The organism is Herbiconiux sp. SALV-R1 (assembly GCF_013113715.1).
In the GTDB taxonomy this organism is placed as follows: Bacteria; Actinomycetota; Actinomycetes; order Actinomycetales; family Microbacteriaceae; genus Herbiconiux.
In genome coordinates this window covers 2,590,849-2,614,018 of record NZ_CP053344.1, presented here as the reverse complement: position 1 = coordinate 2,614,018, position 23,170 = coordinate 2,590,849, and the positions used below count along the sequence as shown (strand labels likewise).

33 protein-coding genes and 1 tRNA gene are annotated in these 23,170 nt (G+C 68.2%); 27 read left to right on the top strand and 7 right to left on the bottom strand.

What is annotated here, in order from left to right; genetic code table 11:
- Window positions 1-68 precede the first annotated feature (68 nt).
- The 3 genes from HL652_RS12655 (at window position 69) to secA (ending at window position 4,646) form a co-directional block, all read left to right on the top strand.
- Window positions 69-800, top strand: coding sequence for a ComF family protein (locus HL652_RS12655; protein WP_171705652.1), 732 nt, complete (start codon window positions 69-71; stop codon window positions 798-800).
- A gap of 108 nt (window positions 801-908) precedes the next feature.
- The gene (hpf, locus tag HL652_RS12650) at window positions 909-1,616 is read left to right on the top strand and encodes a ribosome hibernation-promoting factor, HPF/YfiA family (protein WP_171705651.1); all 708 of its coding nucleotides are present in this window, start codon (window positions 909-911) and stop codon (window positions 1,614-1,616) included.
- Window positions 1,617-1,745: 129 nt separating this feature from the next.
- Window positions 1,746-4,646, top strand: a complete 2,901-nt coding sequence (gene secA, locus HL652_RS12645) for a preprotein translocase subunit SecA (RefSeq protein ID WP_171705650.1) — start codon at window positions 1,746-1,748, stop codon at window positions 4,644-4,646.
- A gap of 77 nt (window positions 4,647-4,723) precedes the next feature.
- Here secA and HL652_RS12640 read toward each other — a convergent pair whose 3' ends face one another.
- A complete protein-coding gene (locus HL652_RS12640; protein WP_171705649.1) occupies window positions 4,724-5,158 on the bottom strand; it encodes an Rv3235 family protein in 435 nt (144 codons plus the stop codon).
- Window positions 5,159-5,585: 427 nt separating this feature from the next.
- Between HL652_RS12640 and HL652_RS12635 the strand changes: the two genes are divergently transcribed.
- Complete coding sequence (locus HL652_RS12635) at window positions 5,586-7,079, top strand: sensor histidine kinase (RefSeq protein WP_171705648.1); 1,494 nt, start codon at window positions 5,586-5,588, stop codon at window positions 7,077-7,079.
- A gap of 45 nt (window positions 7,080-7,124) precedes the next feature.
- On the opposite strand, the gene HL652_RS12630 is transcribed toward HL652_RS12635, so the two are convergent.
- The gene (locus tag HL652_RS12630; protein ID WP_077055322.1) at window positions 7,125-7,373 is read right to left on the bottom strand and encodes a WhiB family transcriptional regulator; all 249 of its coding nucleotides are present in this window, start codon (window positions 7,371-7,373) and stop codon (window positions 7,125-7,127) included.
- 236 nt (window positions 7,374-7,609) lie between these two features.
- Between HL652_RS12630 and HL652_RS12625 the strand changes: the two genes are divergently transcribed.
- The gene (locus tag HL652_RS12625) at window positions 7,610-8,011 is read left to right on the top strand and encodes a hypothetical protein (RefSeq protein ID WP_253743238.1); all 402 of its coding nucleotides are present in this window, start codon (window positions 7,610-7,612) and stop codon (window positions 8,009-8,011) included.
- Between the two features lie 89 nt (window positions 8,012-8,100).
- Here the strand turns inward: HL652_RS12625 and bcp are convergent, their stop codons facing one another.
- Complete coding sequence (bcp, locus tag HL652_RS12620) at window positions 8,101-8,583, bottom strand: thioredoxin-dependent thiol peroxidase (protein WP_171705647.1); 483 nt, start codon at window positions 8,581-8,583, stop codon at window positions 8,101-8,103.
- Between the two features lie 97 nt (window positions 8,584-8,680).
- Between bcp and HL652_RS12615 the strand changes: the two genes are divergently transcribed.
- Window positions 8,681-9,217: a septum formation family protein gene (locus HL652_RS12615; RefSeq protein WP_171705646.1), complete on the top strand. Its 537-nt coding sequence runs from the start codon at window positions 8,681-8,683 to the stop codon at window positions 9,215-9,217.
- 58 nt (window positions 9,218-9,275) lie between these two features.
- Window positions 9,276-9,351: transfer RNA gene (locus tag HL652_RS12610), tRNA-Lys, on the top strand.
- Between the two features lie 78 nt (window positions 9,352-9,429).
- On the opposite strand, the gene HL652_RS12605 is transcribed toward HL652_RS12610, so the two are convergent.
- Genes HL652_RS12605 through HL652_RS12595 form a run of 3 tightly spaced genes read right to left on the bottom strand, consistent with a single transcriptional unit; the run spans window position 9,430 to window position 11,373 of the window.
- Complete coding sequence (locus HL652_RS12605) at window positions 9,430-10,515, bottom strand: tyrosine-type recombinase/integrase (RefSeq protein WP_171705645.1); 1,086 nt, start codon at window positions 10,513-10,515, stop codon at window positions 9,430-9,432.
- A 31-nt stretch (window positions 10,516-10,546) separates the two neighbouring features.
- The gene (locus HL652_RS12600) at window positions 10,547-11,008 is read right to left on the bottom strand and encodes an ImmA/IrrE family metallo-endopeptidase (protein WP_171705644.1); all 462 of its coding nucleotides are present in this window, start codon (window positions 11,006-11,008) and stop codon (window positions 10,547-10,549) included.
- Entirely contained in the window at window positions 11,005-11,373 is a 369-nt protein-coding gene (locus HL652_RS12595; RefSeq protein ID WP_171705643.1) for a hypothetical protein, read from the bottom strand. The genes HL652_RS12600 and HL652_RS12595 overlap by 4 nt, the downstream gene beginning before the upstream one ends.
- A 97-nt stretch (window positions 11,374-11,470) precedes the next feature.
- Between HL652_RS12595 and HL652_RS12590 the strand changes: the two genes are divergently transcribed.
- The 11 genes from HL652_RS12590 (at window position 11,471) to HL652_RS12540 (ending at window position 17,242) form a co-directional block, all read left to right on the top strand.
- The gene (locus HL652_RS12590; protein WP_171705642.1) at window positions 11,471-11,785 is read left to right on the top strand and encodes a hypothetical protein; all 315 of its coding nucleotides are present in this window, start codon (window positions 11,471-11,473) and stop codon (window positions 11,783-11,785) included.
- Window positions 11,782-11,976 (top strand): helix-turn-helix domain-containing protein, encoded by a 195-nt coding sequence (locus HL652_RS12585; RefSeq protein ID WP_171705641.1) that lies wholly within the window; start codon window positions 11,782-11,784, stop codon window positions 11,974-11,976. Before HL652_RS12590 ends, HL652_RS12585 begins: the two co-directional genes overlap by 4 nt.
- Window positions 11,977-12,104: 128 nt before the next feature.
- Window positions 12,105-12,347: a hypothetical protein gene (locus HL652_RS12580; protein ID WP_171705640.1), complete on the top strand. Its 243-nt coding sequence runs from the start codon at window positions 12,105-12,107 to the stop codon at window positions 12,345-12,347.
- 231 nt (window positions 12,348-12,578) lie between these two features.
- Entirely contained in the window at window positions 12,579-12,743 is a 165-nt protein-coding gene (locus tag HL652_RS12575; protein WP_171705639.1) for a hypothetical protein, read from the top strand.
- Window positions 12,740-13,288: a crossover junction endodeoxyribonuclease RuvC gene (locus HL652_RS12570; RefSeq protein WP_171705638.1), complete on the top strand. Its 549-nt coding sequence runs from the start codon at window positions 12,740-12,742 to the stop codon at window positions 13,286-13,288. Before HL652_RS12575 ends, HL652_RS12570 begins: the two co-directional genes overlap by 4 nt.
- Window positions 13,285-13,584, top strand: a complete 300-nt coding sequence (locus HL652_RS12565; RefSeq protein WP_171705637.1) for a hypothetical protein — start codon at window positions 13,285-13,287, stop codon at window positions 13,582-13,584. Before HL652_RS12570 ends, HL652_RS12565 begins: the two co-directional genes overlap by 4 nt.
- Complete coding sequence (locus tag HL652_RS21965; RefSeq protein ID WP_171705636.1) at window positions 13,581-14,696, top strand: YqaJ viral recombinase family protein; 1,116 nt, start codon at window positions 13,581-13,583, stop codon at window positions 14,694-14,696. Before HL652_RS12565 ends, HL652_RS21965 begins: the two co-directional genes overlap by 4 nt.
- On the top strand, window positions 14,693-15,724 hold the full coding sequence (gene bet / locus HL652_RS12555; protein ID WP_171705635.1) for a phage recombination protein Bet: 1,032 nt from the start codon (window positions 14,693-14,695) through the stop codon (window positions 15,722-15,724). Before HL652_RS21965 ends, bet begins: the two co-directional genes overlap by 4 nt.
- An 11-nt stretch (window positions 15,725-15,735) precedes the next feature.
- A complete protein-coding gene (locus HL652_RS12550; protein ID WP_171705634.1) occupies window positions 15,736-16,218 on the top strand; it encodes a hypothetical protein in 483 nt (160 codons plus the stop codon).
- Entirely contained in the window at window positions 16,218-16,616 is a 399-nt protein-coding gene (locus tag HL652_RS12545) for a hypothetical protein (RefSeq protein ID WP_171705633.1), read from the top strand. The genes HL652_RS12550 and HL652_RS12545 overlap by 1 nt, the downstream gene beginning before the upstream one ends.
- Window positions 16,613-17,242, top strand: coding sequence for a hypothetical protein (locus HL652_RS12540; protein WP_171705632.1), 630 nt, complete (start codon window positions 16,613-16,615; stop codon window positions 17,240-17,242). The genes HL652_RS12545 and HL652_RS12540 overlap by 4 nt, the downstream gene beginning before the upstream one ends.
- Window position 17,243: 1 nt before the next feature.
- On the opposite strand, the gene HL652_RS12535 is transcribed toward HL652_RS12540, so the two are convergent.
- Entirely contained in the window at window positions 17,244-17,792 is a 549-nt protein-coding gene (locus HL652_RS12535; protein ID WP_171705631.1) for a hypothetical protein, read from the bottom strand.
- Window positions 17,793-17,819: 27 nt separating this feature from the next.
- On the opposite strand from HL652_RS12535, the gene HL652_RS12530 reads away from it, so the two are divergent.
- The 9 genes from HL652_RS12530 to HL652_RS12490 are packed head-to-tail and all read left to right on the top strand — an operon-like array spanning window position 17,820 to window position 23,166.
- The gene (locus HL652_RS12530; RefSeq protein ID WP_171705630.1) at window positions 17,820-18,329 is read left to right on the top strand and encodes a hypothetical protein; all 510 of its coding nucleotides are present in this window, start codon (window positions 17,820-17,822) and stop codon (window positions 18,327-18,329) included.
- On the top strand, window positions 18,326-18,679 hold the full coding sequence (locus tag HL652_RS12525) for a hypothetical protein (RefSeq protein ID WP_171705629.1): 354 nt from the start codon (window positions 18,326-18,328) through the stop codon (window positions 18,677-18,679). Before HL652_RS12530 ends, HL652_RS12525 begins: the two co-directional genes overlap by 4 nt.
- Entirely contained in the window at window positions 18,679-19,107 is a 429-nt protein-coding gene (locus HL652_RS12520) for a hypothetical protein (protein ID WP_171703401.1), read from the top strand. The genes HL652_RS12525 and HL652_RS12520 overlap by 1 nt, the downstream gene beginning before the upstream one ends.
- Window positions 19,104-19,247, top strand: a complete 144-nt coding sequence (locus tag HL652_RS12515; protein ID WP_171705628.1) for a hypothetical protein — start codon at window positions 19,104-19,106, stop codon at window positions 19,245-19,247. Before HL652_RS12520 ends, HL652_RS12515 begins: the two co-directional genes overlap by 4 nt.
- Entirely contained in the window at window positions 19,244-19,972 is a 729-nt protein-coding gene (locus tag HL652_RS12510; RefSeq protein WP_171705627.1) for a hypothetical protein, read from the top strand. The genes HL652_RS12515 and HL652_RS12510 overlap by 4 nt, the downstream gene beginning before the upstream one ends.
- Window positions 19,969-20,355: a hypothetical protein gene (locus tag HL652_RS12505; RefSeq protein ID WP_171705626.1), complete on the top strand. Its 387-nt coding sequence runs from the start codon at window positions 19,969-19,971 to the stop codon at window positions 20,353-20,355. Before HL652_RS12510 ends, HL652_RS12505 begins: the two co-directional genes overlap by 4 nt.
- Window positions 20,352-21,716 carry a replicative DNA helicase gene (locus tag HL652_RS12500; protein ID WP_171705625.1) on the top strand — a complete coding sequence of 455 codons (1,365 nt, stop codon included), beginning with the start codon at window positions 20,352-20,354 and terminating at the stop codon, window positions 21,714-21,716. Before HL652_RS12505 ends, HL652_RS12500 begins: the two co-directional genes overlap by 4 nt.
- A complete protein-coding gene (locus HL652_RS12495; RefSeq protein WP_171705624.1) occupies window positions 21,713-22,075 on the top strand; it encodes a hypothetical protein in 363 nt (120 codons plus the stop codon). The genes HL652_RS12500 and HL652_RS12495 overlap by 4 nt, the downstream gene beginning before the upstream one ends.
- Complete coding sequence (locus HL652_RS12490; RefSeq protein ID WP_171705623.1) at window positions 22,072-23,166, top strand: hypothetical protein; 1,095 nt, start codon at window positions 22,072-22,074, stop codon at window positions 23,164-23,166. Before HL652_RS12495 ends, HL652_RS12490 begins: the two co-directional genes overlap by 4 nt.
- The last annotated feature ends 4 nt before the right edge of the window (window positions 23,167-23,170 follow it).

Below are 23,170 nucleotides of genomic sequence, written 5' to 3'. Positions count from 1 at the left end.
TTCGTGGAGTGATCCACAGATTTGGCGCTGCGGTGCGATGCGGCGGCGTGGGCGCGCAGCATCGTGCCATGACTTCTCTTCCTGCCCCCTGGCTGTCCGCTCCCGGGCTGCTCACCCCGTGGCTGCCCGCTCCGGGGATTCCCACACCGGGGCCGCTCGCCGCGTGGCTGCTCGACGCGGCGGCGGTGCTCGCGCCGGTGTCGTGCGGCGGCTGCGGTGTCGACGGCCGCAGCGTCTGCGTCCGATGCCGCGATGAGCTCGTCCCGTCGCTGCGGGAGGTCGACCTCGGCGGCCTGCGTGCCACCGCGGCGCTCGACTACGGCGGGGTGGTGTCGTCGTTGCTCAGCGCGGCGAAGGAGCACGACAGACCCGGGGTGCTGCGCGCGCTGGCACCGCCGTTCCGCGCGGCGGTCGACTCGATGCTCGCACGGGAGTCGGAGCCGGTGCTCGTGGTCGCCGTTCCCTCCTCGGCACAGGCGAGACGGGCACGCGGGTACCGCCCGGTCGAGACCCTGGTGCGTCTCGCCGGCCGGCGCCCCGCCCCCTCGGGAGTGCTCCGGCAGATCCGCGAGGTCGACGACCAGGCCGGCCTCTCGGTCGCCGCGCGTCGCCGCAACCTCAGCGGAGCGCTGCGGGCGGGTCCGATGGTGCAAGGGAGGTGCGTGCTGCTCGTCGACGACGTCGTCACCACCGGATCGACGCTCCGCGAGGCGGCGCGGGCGGTGTCGGAGGCGCAGGGAGCGGTGGTCGGAGCCGCCTGTCTCGCCCACACGGTGAAACGCAAGGCGACGCCCAGGTGATTAATCGGTGACACTGCGGTGCAGGTCGCGGTAGCGTGAACCGCACAAGGCGCGAATGTTCCCGCCGCGTGCAGGATCCGCGTCATCACAACTGGCTAGGAGGTCTCCATGGAAGTCAACATCACCGGACGAAACCTAGGCATCACGGATCGCTTCCGCGAGTACGCGGGCGAGAAGGCGGAGAAGGTCGGTCATCTCGCCGATAAGGCACTCGCCCTCGAGATCAAGGTGAGCCGCCACAACACGGCCACCGGTTCCCAGAGCGGCGACGACCGCGTCGAGCTCACCCTCATCGGCCCCGGCCCGCTGGTGCGCGCCGAGAGCTCCGCGAGCGACAAGTACGCCGCGTTCGACCTCGCGCTCGCGAAGCTCATGCAGCGGGTGCGCCGGGCCAAAGACCGCAAGAAGGTGCACCGCGGTCAGCACCGCCCGCTCTCGCTGCACGAGGCCAGCACCGACGGCTTCAGTGCCCTCGACGTGCGGCCGGCCGACGTCGAGGTGCTCACCGGGTCGATCAAGGTCGTCGAAGACGAGGCGCCCGGCACCGCCGACGCCTCCGACGCCGAGACCGACGAGTACTGCCCGGTCGTCATCCGCAAGAAGGTCTTCGGCGCCGTGCCGATGACGGTCGACGACGCGCTCTACCACATGGAGCTCGTGGGCCACGACTTCTACCTCTTCCTCGACTCCGAGTCGGGTCGCCCGAGCGTGGTCTACCGCCGCAAGGGCTGGGACTACGGCGTCATCGCCCTCGACGAGAACGCGGCGGCCTTCGCCGAGATCACCGACGAGACCGTCGCGGCCGCGGTGCGCTGACGCCGAGACGAGCGCTCTCCCGCTGCGGTCGGGCGACGGCGAACGCCCCGCCGATGCCCAGGCACGAGCAACTAGTATGGTCATCGCCTGTGCGACGCGCCCAGGTACGACTGCAGTGGGAGAGACTCCGTGGCCTCAGTACTCGAAAAGGTCCTTCGTGTCGGCGAGGGCCGAACCCTTCGTAAGCTCCAGGCCTACGCCAAGGCCATCAACGCCCTCGAAGAAGACTTCCAGGCCCTCAGCGACGAGGAGCTGAAAGACGAGACGCCGCGCCTGCGCGAGCGCTACGAGTCGGGCGAGAGCCTCGACCATCTCCTCCCCGAGGCCTTCGCCGCGGTACGCGAGGCAGCACGCCGCACCCTCGGCCTCCGGCACTTCGACGTGCAGCTCATGGGTGGCGCCGCCCTCCACCTCGGCAACATCGCCGAGATGAAGACCGGTGAGGGCAAGACCCTGGTGGCCACCACCGCGGCCTACCTCAACGCCATCGCGGGCAAGGGCGTTCACGTCATCACCGTCAACGACTTCCTCGCCGGCTACCAGAGCGAACTGATGGGCCGCGTGTTCCGCGCCCTCGGCATGACCACCGGCTGCATCCTCGCCGGCCAGACGCCCGCCGAGCGCCGCGTGCAGTACGAGGCCGACATCACCTACGGCACCAACAACGAGTTCGGCTTCGACTACCTGCGCGACAACATGGCTTGGCAGGCCTCCGACATGGTGCAGCGCGGCCACTTCTTCGCCATCGTCGACGAGGTCGACTCCATCCTCATCGACGAGGCACGCACCCCGCTCATCATCTCCGGGCCCGCCTCGGGCGAGGCGAACCGCTGGTTCAACGAGTTCGCGCAGATCGCCACCAAGCTCGTGGCGAACGAAGACTACGAGGTCGACGAGAAGAAGCGCACCGTCGGCGTGCTCGAGCCCGGCATCGAGAAGGTCGAAGACTACCTCGGCATCGACAACCTCTACGAGTCGGCCAACACCCCGCTCATCTCCTTCCTCAACAACGCCATCAAGGCGAAGGCGCTGTTCAAGAAGGACAAGGACTACGTCGTGCTGAACGGCGAGGTGCTCATCGTCGACGAGCACACCGGCCGCATCCTCGCCGGTCGCCGCTACAACGAGGGCATCCACCAGGCCATCGAGGCCAAGGAGGGCGTGGCCGTCAAGGCCGAGAACCAGACGCTCGCCACGGTGACGCTGCAGAACTACTTCCGCCTCTACGAGAAGCTCTCCGGCATGACCGGTACGGCCGAGACCGAGGCCGCCGAGTTCATGTCGACCTACAAGCTCGGGGTGGTGGCCATCCCCACCAACCGGCCGATGCAGCGTATCGACCAGCCCGACCTCGTCTACAAGAACGAGCAGGCCAAGTTCGACCAGGTGGTCGAAGACATCGTCGAGCGCCACGAGAAGGGCCAGCCGGTGCTGGTCGGCACCACGAGCGTGGAGAAGAGCGAGTACCTGTCGCGGCTGCTCGCCAAGCGCGGGGTGCGCCACGAGGTGCTGAACGCGAAGAACCACGCCCGTGAGGCCGCCATCGTCGCGCAGGCGGGCCGTCACGGCGCCGTCACCGTGGCCACCAACATGGCGGGTCGAGGCACCGACATCATGCTCGGCGGCAACGCCGAGTTCCTCGCGGTCGCCGAGATGAACGCCCGAGGCCTCAGCCCCGTCGAGACCCCCGAGGAGTACGAGGAGGCTTGGGACGAGGTGTTCGCCTCCGTCAAGGCCGAGGTCGACACCGAGGCCGAGCGCGTCATCGCCGCCGGCGGCCTCTACGTGCTCGGCACCGAGCGCCACGAGTCGCGCCGCATCGACAACCAGCTGCGCGGCCGCAGCGGCCGTCAGGGCGACCCGGGCGAGAGCCGGTTCTACCTCTCGCTCACCGACGACCTGATGCGGCTGTTCAACGCCGGCGCCGCCGAGAGCCTGATGGGGCGCTCCAGCGTTCCCGACGATCTCGCCATCGAGTCGAAGGTGGTCTCGCGCGCCATCCGCAGCGCGCAGTCGCAGGTGGAGAGCCGCAACGCCGAGATCCGCAAGAACGTGCTGAAGTACGACGACGTGCTCAACCGCCAGCGTGAGGCGATCTACAGCGACCGCCGTCACATCCTCGAGGGCGACAACCTGCAAGACCGCGCGCAGAAGTTCCTCGAAGACGTCGTCGAAGAGATCATCAACGACCACGCGGGCAACGGCAGCGGCGACGACTGGGACTACGACGCGCTCTGGGCCGAGCTCAAGACGCTCTACCCGGTCTCGATCTCGGTCGACGAGGTGGTGGCCGAGGCCGGCAGCAAGGGCCGGGTGAGCCGCGACTTCATCCAGCGCGAGGTGCTCTCCGACGCCAAGCTCGCCTACCAGCGCCGTGAGGAGACCCTCGGCGAGCCCGCCATGCGCGAGCTCGAGCGGCGCGTCGTGCTCTCGGTGATCGACCGCCGCTGGCGCGACCACCTCTACGAGATGGACTACCTCAAAGACGGCATCGGCCTGCGGGCCATGGCGCAGCGCGACCCGCTGGTGGAGTACCAGCGCGAGGGCTTCGCCCTGTTCCAGTCGATGATGGGGCAGATCCGCGAGGAAACCGTCGGGTTCCTGTTCAACCTCGAGGTCGAGGTCAACGCGACTCCGAACGCCGTCGGCACGCCGACGGTCGAGGCGAAGGGCCTCAGCCAGCCGGCTGCGCCCGCCGAGAAGCTGAGCTTCTCCGCGCCGAGTGACTCCGGCGGCGTCGAGGTGCGCAACCAGAAGGGCCAGATCGAGCAGGCCGCCACCGCCCGGGCCCAGCAGGCCGAGGAGAAGGCGGCTCCTGCGGTGTCGAGCTCGTTCAGCCGCGGCGGCGCCGGTGCTCCGGCCCAGGGTGGTGCTGCGCGCCAGGGATCGGGCGACGGCGGAGCCTCCTCCGGTCAGCGTTCGGCGCAGAAGCAGGGCTCCGGCTCCGGTTCGGGCTCGAGTTCCGGTTCGGGCGCCGGCGGCTCGAACAACCGCGCTCAGCGTCGGGCGCAGGGCAAGAAGAAGCGCTGACCGGTCGGGCTGCCGCGCCTGCGGCGGCCCGCGGGTCGGAGCCGCTCTGAGCCGCCCTGCGGCGCGCCGGGCCGGAGTCAGAGCACGTGCACCGCGCACGCCCTCCAGCGCGTGTCAAGCGCCTCGAGCCGCAGCGCAATGGCGCGGGAGCGCGCTCGGCCGTGGATGATGACGACCGCCTCGACGATGCCGTTCTCGGGTTCGCAGATGACGGTGCTGCCCATGGTGAAGATCGGCCGGCTGGGCGACTCCGCCCGCACGTGGCGGGCGCGTTGCGAGAGCACGACGCGCTTCAGCAGGTGCGAGTACACCTCGGCCGTGAGCCATCGGGCGATCTGATCGAGATCGCGGGTTCCCGCGAGGATCTCGATGACGCACCGGGCGAGCGCCTCGGCGAGGGGGCGCGGGTCTGGCAGCCGGCGCGGGGGAGGCGGAGCCTGCGGGGGCGGAGCCTGCGGAGCGCTCTCGACGAAGGAAGGCGTGGGTGCGAGGACTGTCGCGTGCGAGGGCATGGAGCTCCTTCGTGCTGATGAGCTCCCGCCGCGGCGAAGCTCGACGTCGATCGGCGAGTCACCCCATGTGTTCTCGCCCTCCGGTTCCCGCGAACCGCCTTCTCTGAGCAATGCTCGACTGGGTTCCGGAGGTTGTCACTCAACCAGGGTCGACAGACGTTGTCCAGAAGCGTTTGTGCCCTGTGGAATGAGCCCCGGGCCCGTGTGAATGAGTGGAAACTGCTCATACCGGCAGGCGGTCGGCGGGTGATGGACTCTCTCCTGCACGCGCACGATCTTCCGGCCGGGAACCCGCCCCCGACCTGCCGAGTCCCCGGCCGGAACCAAGCGGCTCCCGTGGTCGGTTCGTAGGGAAACTCGGCCACGGGAGTCCTCCGCTCTGAACGTCTGAACGATCCCTCAGTTCGGTCATCGTAGGCTAGTCGTCGTGTCAACACTCAGCGACCTCGTCTCCACGCACGGCAGCTCCACCGAGGCCGATGTCGACTGGTTGCACCTGCTGGTGAGCGACTGCCAGCTCCTCGCCGACCTGGCCTTCGCCGACATCGTGCTCTGGGTGCCCACCAACGACGGCACCTTCGTCGCCGTGGCCCACTCCCGCCCGTCGAGCTCGGCGACCCTGTTCTACCGCGACTTCGTGGGCCAGACCATCAAGCCCGAGTGGCGCAAACAGGTCACCGACGCCTTCGAGAGCGCCCAGATCGTCGACACCGCGGCGCCCGACTGGTACGAGGAGACGCCCACCCGCGTGCGGGCCGTCCCCGTGCTGCGCCGCCTCTCGGCGTCGGAGCAGACCACGACCGACCGGCCCATCGCCGTCATCACCCGGCACACTAACCTCAGTGAGGCGCGCACCCCCAGCCGCCAGGAGCTCACTTTCAACGAGTGCGCCAACGACCTCTTCGCCATGATCGCCGCCGGCGACTTCCCCGACCTGGGTGCGCCGACCGGGCCTCGTCGGGGAGCCCCGCGAGCATCCGATGGTCTGATGCGCCTCGACGTCGACGGCATCGTCACCTTCGCGAGCCCGAACGGCCTCTCGGCGTTCAACCGCATGGGGTTCGCGGGCGAGCTCGAGGGGCAGTCGCTCGCCGAGGTGACCACGGGCCTGCTGAGCGGCCGGCTCGTCGTCGACGAGTCGTTGCCGCTCGTGGTGACCGGCCGGGCGCCGTGGCGCACCGACATCGAGGCGAGGGGTGTGACGGTGTCGCTCCGCGCCATCCCGCTGCGTACGCGCGGCCACCGGTTCGGCGCGATCGTGCTGAGCCGCGACGTCACCGAGCTGCGGCACCAGGAGCGCGAGCTCATCACCAAAGACGCCACGATCCGCGAGATCCACCACCGGGTGAAGAACAATCTGCAGACGGTGGCGTCGCTGCTGCGCATCCAGGCCCGCCGCACCCACTCCGACGAGGCCCGCGACGCGCTCACTCAGGCCATGCGCCGGGTCGCTGCGATCGCTGTGGTGCACGACACCCTCTCGGAGGGGCTCAACCAGCGGGTCGACTTCGACACGGTGTTCGACCGTGTGCTGCTGCTCGTCGCGGAGGTCGCGTCGGCGCACAACACCACCGTGCATCCGAAATCGTCGGGGAGCTTCGGGGTGCTGCCGAGTGAGTATGCGACGCCCCTCGCCCTCGCGCTCACCGAGCTCGTCACCAATGCCGTGGAGCACGGGCTCGCCGGGCAGGAGGGTGAGGTCGAGATCGTCGCCACCCGCTCGGAGGAGACGCTGACGGTCGAGGTCAAAGACAGCGGAACGGGCCTGCCCGAGGGCAAGGTCGGTTCGGGGCTCGGAACCCAGATCGTGCGCACCCTCATTCAGGGAGAGCTCGGCGGCACGATCGACTGGCACACGATGGTGGGCAGTGGGACGGTCGTGACGATCGAGATCCCGTTCAGGTGGTTGAAGAAGCCGTGAGGCTCAGGATCAGGAGGCGCGGCGGGCGCGATAGCGCCTGCACGATCAGGAGGCGCGGCGTGCCCTCGCGGCGCGACGCTTCAAAGCGCGGCGCTCGTCTTCGCTGAGGCCACCCCAGACTCCGGAGTCCTGACCGGTCTCGAGGGCGTACTGGAGGCAGACCTCGGTGACGGAGCAGCGGGCGCAGACGGCTTTGGCCTTGTCGATCTGGTCGACGGCGGGCCCGGTGTTCCCGACGGGGAAGAACAGTTCGGGGTCTGCAGTCAGGCAGGCGGCTTTGTCGCGCCAATCCATAAGCGGGTGCTCCTTATTGCCAGGGTGCATCGGTCGAATGACCAGGTGATTCGGGTGAGAAGGTCAATGGCACGGTGGACGCTGCAGCCAGAGGAGGCTACACCCGCTCACGTCACTGTGAGCAACATTGACCTCGAATATGGTCGCATACTGGTATTTGCAAAATCAAGGCTTTTCTCTGGAGTACGGGCGTGAGCGACGAGATGAACGACCCCTCGACATCGAGTGAATCTTCGGTGTCATCAGGCCGTCGACCGGCGCGTCGCCCCGTGCTGCTGGTGCTCCTGGCGGTCATCGTCGGCGCCGAGGCGCTGGTGATGGCGGGGGTCGTGCTGTGGCTCGTCGTCGAGCTGCTCACCGAGCGCCCGGCCTCCTACGAGACGGCCATGGCCATCCTCGTGCTAGCGGCGATCGCCGCGATCTTCCTCGCCTTCGTCGCCGTGCACACGCTGCGCGCCCAGCCCTGGACGAGGGCGGCGACCCTGGTCTGGCAGCTGCTCCAGATCGTCATCGCGATCGGCTGCTTCCAGGGGCTGGTGGCGTCGCCCGAGGTCGGCTGGTACCTACTCGTGCCCGCGGTGCTCAGCCTGGTGCTGCTGTTCTCGCCGACGGTCGTGGCGGCGACACGGCGGCTCTGAGCGGGGGCGGTCAGGCATGCCCCCGGCGTCAGGCCCGCCGCATCAGGCCCCAGGCGTCGGGCCCCGGCATCAGGCCCAGCGCCGAAGCTTCAGGCGTCGACGCCCAGCTTCTTGCGCAGCGACGCCACGTGGCCGGTGGCCTTCACGTTGTAGAGCGCTAGCGTCACGACGCCCTGTTCGTCGATGACGAAGGTCGAGCGGATGACGCCCACCACCGTCTTGCCGTAGAGCGACTTCTCGCCCCACGCGCTGTAGAGCTCGTGCACGGCGGAGTCGGGGTCGGAGAGCAGGGTGAAGTTGAGGTTCTGCTCGTCGACGAAGCCGCGCAGCTTCGCCGGCTTGTCGCGTGACACGCCGAGCACCGTGTAGCCGGCGCTCTTCAGCGAGTTGAGGTTGTCGCGGAAGTCGCAGGCCTCGGTCGTGCAGCCGGGGGTGCCGGCCTCGGGGTAGAAGTACAGGATGACCCGCTGGCCGCGGTAGTCGGCGAGCGATCGCGAGACGCCGTCCTCGTCGACGAGGGTGAACTCGGGGGCGGTGTCGCCGGCCTGGATGCGCGCAGTCGTGTCGGTCATGCCTCCAGTATCCCAGGGCCGTGAGGTCACCGTGCGCTCTCCGCTGAGTAGGAATTGCTCAGAACTCACCCCGACCGATGCCTGAGAACCTACCCCCATGACCCTCCATTCCCTGCACAGCACGCTTCGCACGGCCGCCCTCACCGGCCTCGCCGCCCTCACCCTCGTCACTCTCGCCGGCTGCATCTCGCTCCCCGCCCCGTCGAGCGGAGGCGGGGGCGACGAGGGTCCCGCCGCTCCCGCCACCTCAGACTCCGCACCGGCCGGTTCCGAGACCACCGACGTCTTCCTGCTCTCGGTGGGCGACTGCTTCAACGACGGCGAGTCCCAGTCGGTGCAAGACGTGCAGCAGGTCGACTGCGCCGCCGCCCACGACTACGAGGTGTACGAGGCCTTCGACATCCCGGGCGACGACTACCCGGGCGACGAGGCCGTCGACGAGGCAGCCACGAACGGATGCGGGGCCTCCTTCGCGACGTTCATCGGCATCCCCTACGAGCAGTCCGCCTACGACTTCAACCACCTCACCCCCACCGCCGACTCCTGGACGAAGGGCGGAGACCACGAGGTGCTCTGCCTCGTCTACGACCCCTCGAACAAGGTCTCCGGCACCCTCGCGGGCGTCGCATCCTGACCGGTTCGCGCACCCCGCCCGAGCATGCTAATGTTGACGACTGGCCCGCTCGGGCCTCGCACCTCTAGCTCAATCGGCAGAGCAACTGACTCTTAATCAGTGGGTTCAGGGTTCAAGTCCCTGGGGGTGCACCACGAAAACCGCCTAGATCTCAACGATCTGGGCGGTTTTTTGTTGCGCCCGGAAGTCAGCGCGAGCGCCGGATCCGCTACTTACTCGCTACTTTGAAACAACGTCTCGATGACTCCCGCGAAATCTGCGACCTCGGCCTGACGCTCGACGTAGAACTCTTTCGTGATCTCCTCCGAGTGCCCGAGCTGCTCGGCGGCGGCCTTCGTGCCCACCTTCCGCGCCAGGTGAGTCGCGACAGCCTTCCGGTAATCCTTCGGCGTCTTGCCCTCGTACGGGGTGTCTACGAGCGCCTGGCGCCACTGCCGGCGCGTGTTGGCCGGCCAGCGGTAGGTGCCCGTCGCCGATGGGAACACCATTGGGTACTCGGCGTTCACGCGACGCTGCGTGAGCATCGCCAGCACGGTCGGCGGCAGCTGCAGGCCGCGGTTGCCGAGGTCGCTCTTCGGGTGCCCCTGTCGGATGAGCTTCCCGTCGTCGATGAGCGTGCCGCTGACGTAGACGACGCCCTGGGCGAGGTCGACGTCGTCTTCCCAGCGCAGCGCGAGCGTCTCGCCGATCCGGGCGCCCGTCGCCGTGAGCATCTGGGCGAGCTCGTAGAGCTCCGAGACGTGGGTGCGGTCGTACTCTCGGAACAGCGCGCGCATGGCACGGATGTCGTTCTCGCTCATGACCTTCACGACGCGCTTCTTCGCCGACACGGAGATGACGTCGGCCGCGTAGTTCTTCGGCACCGCTCCGTGCCGCACCGCTAGCGAGAACATCTGTACCAGCACTGTGCGCGCTGTGCGCGCCGTGGAGACGCGATCCATGCGGTCGCGGATGAATCGGTCGAGTCGCGGTGTCGTCGCCTCACGCAGCCGCAGAGAGCCGATCGCGGGCACGATCTGCCCGGTGATGGAGTTGCGGTACGTCGTGATGGTGCCCGCGGGCGCGCCCTTCAGCTTCCGTTCGGCGAGCCAGGCGCTGGCGAGTTCCTCGACGGTGGAGGTGGGGGAGAGGAGGCCGTCGGCCTCGCCCTCGGCAAGCTTCGCTCGGAGCGCCGCCAGCAGGACTGTCTCGGCGTTCGCGGGTGTCTTGCCAAACCGCTGCATCTTGCGGCGCCGGCCGGTGCTGTCACGATAGTAGGCGACCGCGACAGGGCGCCCATCGATGGTGCTGCGAGTCACTTTCCCCCACGTCTCGAGGGGGAGTGGCGGTCTAGGCACGGTTGGCGAACTCGCGGATGAAGATCGCCATCACCTTCTCGGTCACCTCGATTTCCAACGCGACCCGCTCCATGTCGTTGGTGAACTCGAGCGAATCGTAGACATCGCGGGGCCGGACGAGTCGCCTGGCCGAGATGCGGTCCGCGCGGTCTTCTTGCTTGCGATCGTCACCTACGTCGCCGTGCTCGAAGTGGACGATCTCATGGGCGATTGCGCACCGTTCGACGATGCCGTGAAGGTTCGGCCGCACGAAGATCGCGTGGTGCTCTTCGGAGTAGCATGCGTCGATGTCATCGCGTGGGAGTTCGCGATAGATGATCGGCAGACCGAGATCCTCAGCGTGCACGTAGGGGTCGTAGCGTCGGGCGCAAGGGCCGTCGTAGTAGCTGTCGCGGCCGAACATGTAGGCGGTCGTGCCTTCGTAGTCTTCTTCCGTTTCGAATGTGAGTGTCATAGCGAGTCCTTGTCGGCCGCTGGTGCCTTCGTGGTTTCGGCTGCGGCGATCTTCGTTGCGTCCAGAGGCGTCGTGTGTAGGTCCACAGTCTTCTTCGAGCCACTGACACCGATGGGGGTCACGGGTGCCATTCGGGCTTCGGCGACCACAGTTCGGCGCGTCCCAGAAGGGTCGCCGAGGAACGCCGTGGGGCTGACCCCAGCGATCTTGCAGAACCGCTCGACGTCCGTGACGGTGAACGATGCGCTGGGGTTTGGGGCGACCCTCGCTCGGACGTAAGCCTCGCTCAGTCCAAGCATCTTCGCGATGGCCCTACCGGATTCATGACCACGCACTGCAGCGATGGCCACGAGCTCCTTCGCCACGAGTTTGGCGTAGGCGCGTGGAGCAGGTTCGGTTCCTCTAGGCATGCCCGCGAGGTTAACACATATAGGCGCGTTGCGTCTATATAAGCACGTTTATGTGCGCGCAGAATTCATCCTGCGTCTGCGCTTGACACTGCGTGTTTATAAACGCATACTCGTCTCCATGAACCCCGAAATTGCACTGGCGCAGAGGATCGCAGCCGAGATCCGGGCCGAGATGGCATGGCAGGCGAAGCCCGTCGCCGAGCTGGCTCGTGTCATCGAGCGAGGTGTTCGTGCCACGCAGCGGCGCTACTCCGGCGAGGTCGAATTCGGTCTCGACGAGGTGGAGGTCGTGGCCGAGTGGCTCGGTGTCTCGAAGGTCCAACTCCTCACAGGTCAGCGTGACCGAGAGCGGGCGGTGTCCGCATGAGCGCGACGCGATGGCTGACCGAGCAGCAGTGCTCGGAGCAGACCGGCATCCCGGTCGGGACGCTCCGGGACTGGCGCATGAAGGGTCTGAACCTTCCCTTCTCGCGGATCGGGCGGCTGGTCCGATACGCGGAGAGCGAGGTCGACACGTACATGCGTTCGCAGCAGGTCGACGTGAAGCAGTCCGCCTAACCCCACAGACCGCCGCGTCCACCCCCCCACGCGGGAACCGTCAGACCGGGACCACCCGGAAGCGAACAGGAGTCGCACGGTAACCCCGCGGTGGGCGCGGCTTCCCCCTCAGAAGAGAGAAGAGAGCAATGGATCAGGTCGAGATCGACCGTGCGATCCTCTGGCACTTCGGTGACCAGGGGCTCGGCAAGCAGCCCGGTGACTTCATGTACCGGCTCATCAGGGCCATCGCCGTGGCGGACCCGTCGAACCGCGACAAGCTCGCGACCGCGTTCCCGCAGCTGGTGGCCGTGTTCGCCGATGTCGCGTACACGCCGGATGGCCTCGAGCGGGTGCGTCAGCGTGTGATCGCAGCGGTGGTGCCCGCATGAACTCCGACAAGGCGATCCTCGAAGCGCTCCGCGCGTACCAGGATGCCGAGGCTAGGAAGCTCGCGGCGCAGCGGGCGCAGTCTTGTGCTGCGCAGCCGCGTCGGCGTGACACCCGAAAGCTGGTGGCCCGGTGATCCGGCGGCGGACGTTCGAGCGGTCGCCGTGGTGGCGTCGTCTCGGCGGTGCTCGTCTCACGTCACGGCTCGTGGCGGCGATGAGGGGGCGGTCCTGATGCGCGTCCTGCTTGGGGTGCTCATGGTGCTCTCCGGTGTCGGTGCCGTCGCGTTGTCGCTGACGGTCGCGTCGAACGGCGCGGTTGTGTTCCTCGGCCTCGTCATGTGCCTCATCGGTGCGCTCCTCGCGCAGTCGACGCCACGGCGGGAGGAGAAGAAGTGATCAGCGTGGGCATCGACCCGTCCCTGCGCCGCACCGGTCTGGCGCTCGTCGAAAAGGGCACGGTGTCGACGTCGCTCGTGAAGACAGAGCCCGTCGTCGGTGTCGACGCCGTCGATGACCTGACGCTCTACATCCTCGGCTGCGTCGTGAAATTCACGCCGCGCGGGTCGCTGGTTGTGATCGAGGGCATGTACGTCCCGAAGGGCGAGCGCACGGCCGGCGACGTCATCGAGCGCGCGGGTCTCCTCGCGCACATCATCACGCAGATGCGCCGCCGGGACTGCCAGGTGGTGCGGGTGTGGCCGAAGCAGCGCGCGAAGTATGCGACCGGCGACGGCAACGCCGACAAGAAGACCGTCCGCACGGTGATGCGTGAGCGGTTCCCCGGCGTGCGTATCCCAGACGACAACGTCGCGGACGCGGTGGCGCTGGCCGCCGCCGGGTCGAGGTGGCTGGGGCAGCCGATCGACGGAGCCCTCAGCAAGACCCAGCAGGAAGCAATGGCCGCGGTGGCGTGGCCCCAACGAGAAGAGAGAAGAGCATGACCGTTCAGATTCAGCCCGCGAAGCCGAAGGACGAGCACAACGGGCTCGCCGACATCGAGGACCGCATCCTCGCTAACCCGCACCAGACGGTGACGGTGATCACCACCTACGTGGTGAAGAAGATCACGGAGGACGTCGAGACCGGGGAGCGCTACCCGGTGCTGAAGGCGAAGCACATCGAGCCGGTCCTCGGCGACGACGAGGCATCCGCCATCGAGTTGCGTGATGCGGCGTACAAGACGCGCACCGGCGCCGAAGAGCTCGACCTCGACTTCGAGGGCGGTGACGACGAGTGACGGCCACGATCACGCTCGCGCCCGAGATCGCCGCGGTCTACGCCCGCTCGCTCGGTAACGACTCGAACCGTGAGGCGTGGCTCCACGCCCGCCTGAACGTCGTCACGGCGACCGAGGCGAAGGTGCTCTACAAGGGGTCCGCGCAGGACAAGGCGAAGGTGGTCCGCGAGAAGGTCGAGGGGTCATCGTTCTCCGGCAACCAGTACACCGAGTGGGGCAAGCACCGCGAGCCCGCGATCGCCGCTGCGACCGAGCGGTACGGGCTGCAGCTCTGCGGTGAGCTCATCGCGGCCGAGCAGAACCCGCGCCACGCGGCGACCCCGGATCAGGTCGGAGTCGACTTCGACGGCGACATCGTGCTCGGCGAGATCAAGACGTCGAAGCACGACATGTCCGTCGGGTCGCCGAAGTTCGAACAGGCCGGCTACCTCTTCCAGATGATCTGGCAGGGCTACTGCGTCGGCGCCCGCCGGGTGCTGTACACGTTCGAGCAGCACGACGACGACTGGTCACGGTGGGCGTCACGGCCGCTGGATCGTCCCGAGGTCTGGGACGAGTACGGGCCCCGCGTGATCCGCCGGGAGTCGGTGTGGATCGACCTCACCGATCCGACGATCGCGGCGCACCTGCCGAAGATGATCGCCGCCGCGGATCGGGCGCTCGAGCGGCTCGACAAGCGCCTCGCCGAGGTGGGCGAGCAGATCACCCCCACGTTCACCGACGAGCAGGTCGCCGACCTGGTGCGCCTGGCGGCCGTGGAGAAGGCAGCCCTGTCGGACGAGCAGCGGGCGAAGGCACTGAAGGAGGAGTCGCACCGCGCAGCCGAGCAGCTGTTCGTGCAGGCGGGTGTCGCGGAGGCGTACTCGCAGGAGCACGGCGGCTACAAGCTCACCTGGTCACCCGCGGAGGAGACGACGGTGACGCAGGTCGACAAAGCGGCAGCGAAGGAGGCCGACCCGTTCCTGTACGACTCGATCCTCCGCGCCGAGCTGACCCTCGACGGCCTGCGCGATCAGGCACTCGAGCACGAGAAGAAGTTCCAGACCACCGTGCCGGGCAAGTCGAAGCCGGCCCGCCTGACGGTCACGAAGATGAAGGGAGAGGCGGCATGAGCACCGCACTCGCGACGCTGCCCACGAGCAGCGACCACAGCCAGTGGAGCCCCGAAGAGGTCGCTCTCGTCGAGGCCGCGGGGCTCGTGCACACCGACTCGCAGTCGGGCAAGAAGACCCTCGCCGAGCGCCCCGTCGTGGCTGCGTTCCTGCAGCACTGCGTGCGCACGGGCCTGGATCCGATTGCGCGGCAGATCTACTCGATCGCGCGGAAGTCGCGCGGGCAGCTGAAGTGGCAGATCCAGATCAGCATCGACGGCGCCCGCCTCGTCGCTGAGCGCTCCGGGCAGTACGAGGGGCAGACGACGCCCGAGTTCACGGGCGACGGCATCACGTGGACGCAGGTGTGGCTGAGCAACGACCCGCCGAAGGCCGCCCGTGTGGGCGTCTACCGTCGCGGCTTCCGTGACGCCCTGTATGCGGTCGCCCTCTGGGACGCCTACGTGCAGACGAAGTACGACGGCAGCGTCTCCGACATGTGGTCGAAGATGGGCCCGCTGATGCTCGCGAAGTGCGCCGAGATGCTCGCGCTGCGGAAGGCGTTCCCGCAGGATCTCTCCGGCCTGTACTCGTCGGAGGAGATGGCGCAGGCCGACAGCCCGCCCGCCGCGAAGCCTGCCGAGCCCGAGTGGGCGCAGGTGGCACCGCCGGAGCAGCGCGTGGCGTCGAAGGACTGGGCAGCTGCGATCGCTGTCGCTGGTGACGTCGGCGAGCTGCGCGCGGTGTACGCGGAGATCGAGGCGGCGGCGGAGGTCGGGCTTCCGCTCGACCCGCAGCACGCCGACTCGCTCGCAGCGCTGGTTGCCGCGTGGGGGCTGGAGCAGCCGCCCGCGACAGTGTCGTCGGGTCAGCTGATCGGCGCGGTGAAGCGGGCCATGGAGGCGGCACCCGTCGAGGCGGTCGTCGTCGACGAGCAGCCCGCGGCAGCCGAGCAGGACGCGGGCCCGGTACAGGAGTGGACGACCGCCCCGATCCCGGGTGCCGAGCAGGCCACGGACGCGTCGGCTGCTGACGAAGAACCGTTCTAGAGGAGGCGATCGTGACCGAGCAGGACATCCACCCGGCGATTCGTGGAGTGCTCCGCACCATCGGGCTGCTGAACCCCGACCTGACCGACCCGCTTCATGCGGGCCTGGTGCAGGCCCTCCACGACCTCGGCCCGTACGCGACGCCGGGGAAGCGGTTGACGGCGATGCGGTGGGTGTTCGCGTGGGAGCTCCGCGCGGCCGGCGAGCAGTTCGCGAAGGCGAAGACCGCGTACGAGCACAACGTCGACCGCCGCACCGTGCAGCTGCGCGGCGGCGAGGAGAAGATGTCGCGCGCGGAGGCGGAGCAGCTGGCGCGGGCTGAGGACGAGGCGAACGAGCTGCACCTGGTCTACCTGCTGGCTGAGCAGCGGGAGCGGGCGATGCGGAACTTCCTCAGCACCATCCAGTCGGCGCAGGACGACGCCAGGACTGACAGAGCAGACGCGCGAGCGGCCAGTGGGGCGCACGCGCAGGGAATGGACGGAGGCGCGTGATGAGCGCATGGAACTACGGCGACGACGTCGTGCTGCAGGTCGCGGGGAAGTACTCGCTGGCCGGGAAGATCGTCGGTAATCAGACCGAGGACGGTCGCGTGACGGTGCGGTGGGAAGACCGCACGATGACGCAGCTGCGCGGCGACCTGCTGGTCACGCCCGCGGAGGCTGCCGCGGCGCCGACGTGGGCCGAGGTGGAGACGGCCGCTCTGCTCACCGAGCGCGACGAGCTGCGCGAGGTGCTGGCCGGGGCGGATCACACGGCGGCGAAGTACTGGCGAAAGCTCGGCGTCGCGCTGGGCGAGCGTGACCGGGCCCGCGATCTCGCTGCCCGCCTCGAAGCGGAACTGGCGATCGCCGAAGCCGCACTCGAAGTCGCGATGGGGTCGGCAGCATGAGCAGCGCAGACCTGTACGAGGACGGTTGCCCTCACGGAACGAAGGAGGGCTACGACCGCGGCTGCCGCTCGGGCGCGTGCCCGAACGCGTTTGAGGGCGAGACGATCTGCCGTGACGCGTTCCTGCGCTACCAGGGTGACTACGCCTACCGGAAGGCGGTCGACGCGGGCGAGACCCCGCCGCCGCTGATCTCGACCTCCGGGGTGGTGAACGAGCGTGTCGCGACCGTGCCCACGATGACCTTCTACGACAGCGTCGAACCCCTGCCCGAAGCTCGGCCTGAGCGGGTGCTGCGGCGCCGTGCTGCGAAGACGGAAGCCGTGCACCCGTCGCCCGCGATGTACCAGCGGGGGTGCCGGAGGGACAACGAGTGCCCGTCGTTCCTCGAGGGTGGGAAGTCGTGCCGGCAGGCGCGCCTGGCCTATGCGAAGGAGCGCGCCGCGGTGAAGCGGCAGGAGCGTGAGGCCGCCGGGTCGCAGTTCGATCGCACCCCGGTGTCGGTGGAGTTCGCGCCCGCGGTTGCGGCGATCGCTGAGGTGACGGGTGTGGAGACGTCGGTGGTGCAGCTGCCGAACGGTGGCCTGGTCATCACCATCAGGGTGCCCGCAGGGGTGGTGGCAGCATGACCTACTCGTACGTGTCCGGCGCCCAGACGGACGCTTTGACGGATCTGATCTTCTGCGACGTCCTGACCGGCTCCCTGACCCACGTGTCAAGGATTTCCGAAAGCTGTTCGGTGATCCTTTCCGCCTCGAGTACTCCAATACTCCGGTCTAGCGAAACGAACTCGCGATCGATCCAATCGCATATCTCGTCGGTTACACCGTCTGCAGTGCCCCGGAGCGCTTCGGAGACTCCCTTCGTTTCCTCGATGCCTTCGAGCCAGACAGTCCTACCGCTCGATTCCAGGAATGAGTACAGACGGTTGCGAACTGCTCGGCGCAGCGCGCGCGCAACTGCTCGGCGATTTGCGTGGTCTGCCTGTTCTTGCAATGTCAGCGCGAGTTGGTTGGCTCTCATCGAGATCCGAAGCGCGACGATGGCCACAATTAGCGTCGCAACGCCCACCGCCACTGATGAGATGAGTTGCGCCCACTCGAACAACGAAGGGCCCTCTGAAGCGACCCTCACCAGCTCAGAGAGTTGGCAGGAAAGCATGTACACGTCGCAGTCCACGCTGTGCACTCTATCGGCGGCGGCGACATGAGCACCATGACGCAGGCGGCGTTCGACTTCGACGAGCTCACCCGGGCGCCGTACGACGGCCCTGAGCTCCGCTACCACTGCGAACCGCTCGACCCGGATGTTCTCGTCGAGATCGAGACGGAGCAGCGCCGCGCGCACGGGAATTTCGGGATCGCTGTCGGGAAGCCCCACCTGTGGCTGAGCGCCAACCAGGGGCCCGTGCTGGGCGAGGACGGGCACGTGATGGTCGAGTTCCGCGCGGACCTGCGGTGCGACCACCATGCCGGTCAGGAGTGCCTGTGCGTCGGTGATCTCGTCTACCGCGGGTACTGCTCCTGCGGGTGGGTGTCGCCGATCGTGACCTACGGGATGCTGCGGCGGGCATGGGACGAGTCGCACGGGCGCCACGAGTGCTGGCTGTGCAAGGGCACCGGTTTCACGGAGATGAGGACCTACGTGGGGAACGTGCTGCAGCCTCCGAGGGAGTGCTGGGTGTGTGCTCGGTTCGAGTTCGAGGTCGCAGCATGAGTGCGCTAGACGGGGCCATTGAGGCCGGCGACCTCGTGTGGCAGCAGATGTACTCGCCGACCGATCCGGAATGGGCGTCGACGCTCGAGGAGCGGATCGAGCACGGCCGGTTCTACGGCGACCGCACGCAGATGCGGGTCGTCAGGATCTACCGCGACGGCATCGACGGGCCGTGCCGCCAAGTCGGTAAAGACGGGATGCACCCGCTCAGCGGGAAGCCCCTGCCCGCCCACACCGAGCACTACATCACGTGTGTGCCCGGCAGCGAGAACGACCGCGACCACTACTCGTCCACCGACAACAACTGGTGCGTGCTCGAGCTCGCCACCGAGGACGGGGCGCTGTTCTGATGGCGCGACAGGAGGTGTCGCAGAAGACCCGCACAGGTGTGCTCGGGCGTGACGGCTACCTGTGTCAGCGGTGCGGGCGCACGGTCGGGCTCGGCGCGAACATGCAGCACCGGCGTGCTCGTGGTCGTGGCGGTCGTGGTCGTGAGGTGTCGGTGAACTTCCCGGAGAACCTGCTCAGCCTGTGCGGTTCGGGGACGACGGGATGCCACGGGTGGGTGACGGGGCATCCGCGGCTGAGCGATGAGTGCGGGTGGTCGGTGTCGACGAACGCGACCGAGTACGGGCCCGAGTCGGTGCCGGTGCTGGGACGGAACGAGTTTGGGCAGCCGCAGTGGTACTGGCTCGAGGGCTTCGATCGCATCCCTGTGCCGGAGGAGACGGCGGTGCTGCGGATGGTGGCGCTGGGCATCAGGAAGGCGGCGGCGTGATGGGTGTCGACAAAGCGGCTCTGCTCGCGTGGCTGGGCCGGAAGGCGGTAACGGAGAACGCCCTGATCGGTGCGGTCTACGACGGTTTGATCTCGCGCATCAAGCGCGGTGAGTTCGATGAAGAGGAGGTGGAGCGATGAGCACGAAGATCTCGAACTGGGCATGGCATGACCCCGCGACGCAGCACCTTCGGGGTAACGCAGCGATGCTGTTGCTCGCTCTCGCGGACATCGCGGATGACGACGGTCACGTGGTCTACGCGAAGGGTGCGAAGCGCACGCAGGAGGCGCTGGCGAAGAAGGCTCGGATGTCGGTATCGACGTTCAAGAGGGTGACGGGCGACCTCGTGGCGCAGGGCTTCCTGCAGGTGACGCGGGAGTCGAAGCGGACGGAGAACGAGTACCGAGTGATCATGAGGGCTCAATCTGACCTCTCCGATTTGAGCTCTCTGACGGGTCACAGCTATGAGCTGTCAGAGAGCTCACCTGGTGAGCTGTCATCGGACGCCACTCCTCTTATAGGACATAGTGACGTAGAAGAACGTGTTGTGCCGCCCAAGCGCGGCACCCGCATCGCTGACCCGTTCATCGTGACCTCGAGCATGAGGGAGTGGGCTGCGGAGCACACGCCGCTCGTGAACGTCGACCGGGCGACGCTGCGGTTCGTGAACTACTGGCGGGCGAAGACCGGGAAGGACGCGACCAAGCTCGACTGGGAGCGTACCTGGCAGAACTGGCTGCTGAAGGACCAGGAGGATCAGGAGCGCCGACCGGGTGTGAAGCCGTCGACGGTGGATCACGGCCGTGAGGTCGACCGCATCCTGCGAGAGCGCGCGGCGGGCGAGCACCTGGCGGTGTCCGCGTGAACGCCGCCGAGGTGAACGTGTTCCTCACCAGGGCTGCGCTTCTCGACCCGCGCATGAAGCGGGTCGACCCGATGGAGCAGGCCGACATGGCGACCGCCTGGGCCGACGTCCTCGACGACGTCGCCCTCGTCGCGGCGCTCACCGCGCTGAAGCAGCACTACCGGGGGTCGTCTGACCCGATCACCCCGGCGCGCGTCGTGGAGCTCGCCGTGCGCGAGATGGAGCCTGTGCTCCCCGACATCACCGGCGAGGTGGTCGCCGAGGACATGCGTCGTCAGCTCGCCGCGGCCGGTGTCTCTGAGGCCGACTGGCGTCGGTACGGGCACAACCCTGCCTGGGTGGCCGAGCACTTCGACCTGAACGCTGTGGAGGCAGCCTCGTGACCGACTACTTCCACTCCGACGCCGACGCGCCTGCAGACGACACCGGCGCGTTCGAGCTCCCGCACGACGTCAGCGCCGAACGGTACGTCGTCGGCGCCATGCTTCGCGACGGAAGCGTCGTCGACGACGTGCTCGACGAGATGACGATCACCGACCTTCACGTCCCGAAGCACGAGGTCATCGCCGAGTCCATCCTCCGCCTCGCCTCCGCTGGTGAGCCGACGGGCCCGATCGCGGTGAACGACGACCTCACGAAGCACGGCCTCATGCAGCAGGCCGGCGGCCCCGCCACGGTGTTCGAGTTGGAGTCCTATCCGTCGACCGCGTCGAACGCGGGCTTCTACGCCCGCATCGTCCACAACCACGCCGTGCGCCGCCGAGCGATTGAGGGCGCCACCCGCATCATGCAGGCCGCCCGCTCCGGCGACACCGACGTGACCGAGGTCGTCGAGGCCGCCCGCCGCGAGGTCGAGCTCATCCAGACCGGCCGGAAGAAGCACCTCGAGATGATCTGGGAGGGCGTCGACACCACCCTCGAGGAGCTCGCGGAGAAGCCCGACTACCTGCCGACCCCGTGGGCGTCGATCGACCGCATCATCGGCGGCTGGGCACCCGGCGGGTTCTACGTCATCGCCGCCCGCCCCGGCGCCGGCAAGACCCTCGCGGTGGTGCAGTCGGCGATGAAGCTCGCCCACACCGGGGTGGTGGCGTTCTCGTCGATCGAGATGGGCAAGAAGGAGCTACAGAAGCGTCTCCTCGCGAACTATGGCGAGGTCAACCAGCTCATGATCCGCGACCACATCCTCGGCCGCCAGGAGTGGGAGCGCATGGCCGGCGCCCGCTCACGCCTCCACGGCGCCCCAGTGTGGATCGACGCGCGCGGCAGCGTCACCGTCGCCGACATCCGCGCGTCCGCCCGGGCAGTGGCGCGCACCGGGAAGCTGGTCGCGATCTGTGTCGACTATCTGCAGCTCGTGAAGGGCGAGGGCCAGGACCGCCGCCTCGAGGTCGACGGGGTGTCCCGCGGGTTGAAGCTGCTCGCGAAGGAGCTGAACGTGCCCGTGATCGTGGCGGCGCAGCTGAAGCGACCGGCGCCGCAGAAGGGCAAGCAGCGGGCCCTGCCGACGCTCGCTGACCTGCGCGAGTCGGGCGGAATTGAGCAGGACGCCGACGTGGTGCTGCTGCTCGAGCGCGGCATCGAGGAGCACGCCCGCGACCTGACGGTGGTCGCGGCGAAGAACCGGCAGGGCGAAGAGAAACAGGTGACCCTGCGGTGGGAGGGCGAGTACGCCCGCATCGTCGACCGCAAATGGAGCCCCACAGCGCTATTGGACGAGAACGAGATCAGGAGACAGCAGTGATGCAGATCACCGAGCAGCAGGAAGTGTCGATCGCAGAGGTCGACTGGAACGACGACGGCCGCGTCACCGTGGCGGTGCACGTCGCCGACATGGCGGTCGAGCAGGCGCAGCAGCTTGCAGCGCTGATCACGGTGGCGGCAGCAGACGCGAACCGGGCCGTCACGGACCTCGAGCTCAGGACGCGTCTCGATGGCCTCACAGCAGCGGACCGAGCAGAGCGCGCCCTGCCGTGCGCGTGGTGCGATGCACCCAGTCGTGGTGGCGCCTTCCAGTTCGGCGACGGCACGTACCCGGAGCGGTCGTGCGGCGCAGAAGGTCACGGCTTCCGATTCCAGGCGGACGAGGAGGCACACGCGTGACCGCGGAGACCATCAACCAGGCGATGCGCCGCTTCCGCACCGAGGCCGACCTGTTCCAGCAGTACATCGCGCAGGGCATCGACGAGGACTCAGCCGCTATCCTCGCGGGCTGGGCGACCCGTGGACGGCCCCAGAACGCCGGAACGGCCGCTGGCCTGTCCGACGCTGAAATCGACGCTGAGATCGCCCGCAGGGCCTCCCGCGTCTGCGAGCTCTCCGGCGTGCACGGGTGCAGCCTCGGTGCCCACCACGACGGCGACTGCATCCTCCTTTGCGCCGCCCACCCCTTCGGCCTCGTCGGCACGCAGACCGACCTCGTCGACGGCGCCGAGTGGAGCGACATCACCCCCATCGAAGCCCGCTACGGCCACCTCTGCGGGCCGTGCTTCGGACGGGCCAGGAACGACCTCCACCAGGCGCCGCAGCTGCTCGCGCACATCCGCGCCCAGGTCGTCCCGTCCATGGGGTCCGCCCGCGGCCCTCGCGTCTCCGGCACCCGCGAAGCACCCATCCCGCTGCGCCCCGACCCCGTCGATGACGCCGACGACCTCTACGCGCAGGTCGTCAACTGGATCGTGTCGTTCGCACGCCACACCAGCGCCCGCCCGCCGGCCACGGCGATCGCGTTCCTGAAGGCCTCGACGGATGCGGCCCGGCTGCCGTCGTGGGCGCGCGACCAGGCATCCGCGTTCACCCTCATGGACGACCTCGTGCGCTGGTACGAGCACCACGGACTCACGATCGTCACCGCCCTGCCCCCGCTGACGGTGAAGGCGTGGTGCGACGACATCGCCCAGATCATCGGCTCGTTCCGCTCCCGCTACCCACAGGCGCCACGGAAGCCCCGTCAGGGCGCGAAGAGGGAGTGCCCGACGTGTGGGGAGCGGGAGGTGTCCCCAAAGTTCTACGCGGCCGGCACCGAGGTCTCCTGCGACCACTGCGGCGAGACCATCCCCGCCGCCGAGCACGACGACTACGTCGACTGGGCCGAAACGACCCCGGTGCGGTCGCTCTCCTGCGACCGGGGCCGCCACCAGCAGTGCGCGTCCTTCAACTGCGCGTGCGAATGCCACGACCAACGAGCAGCCTGAGGAG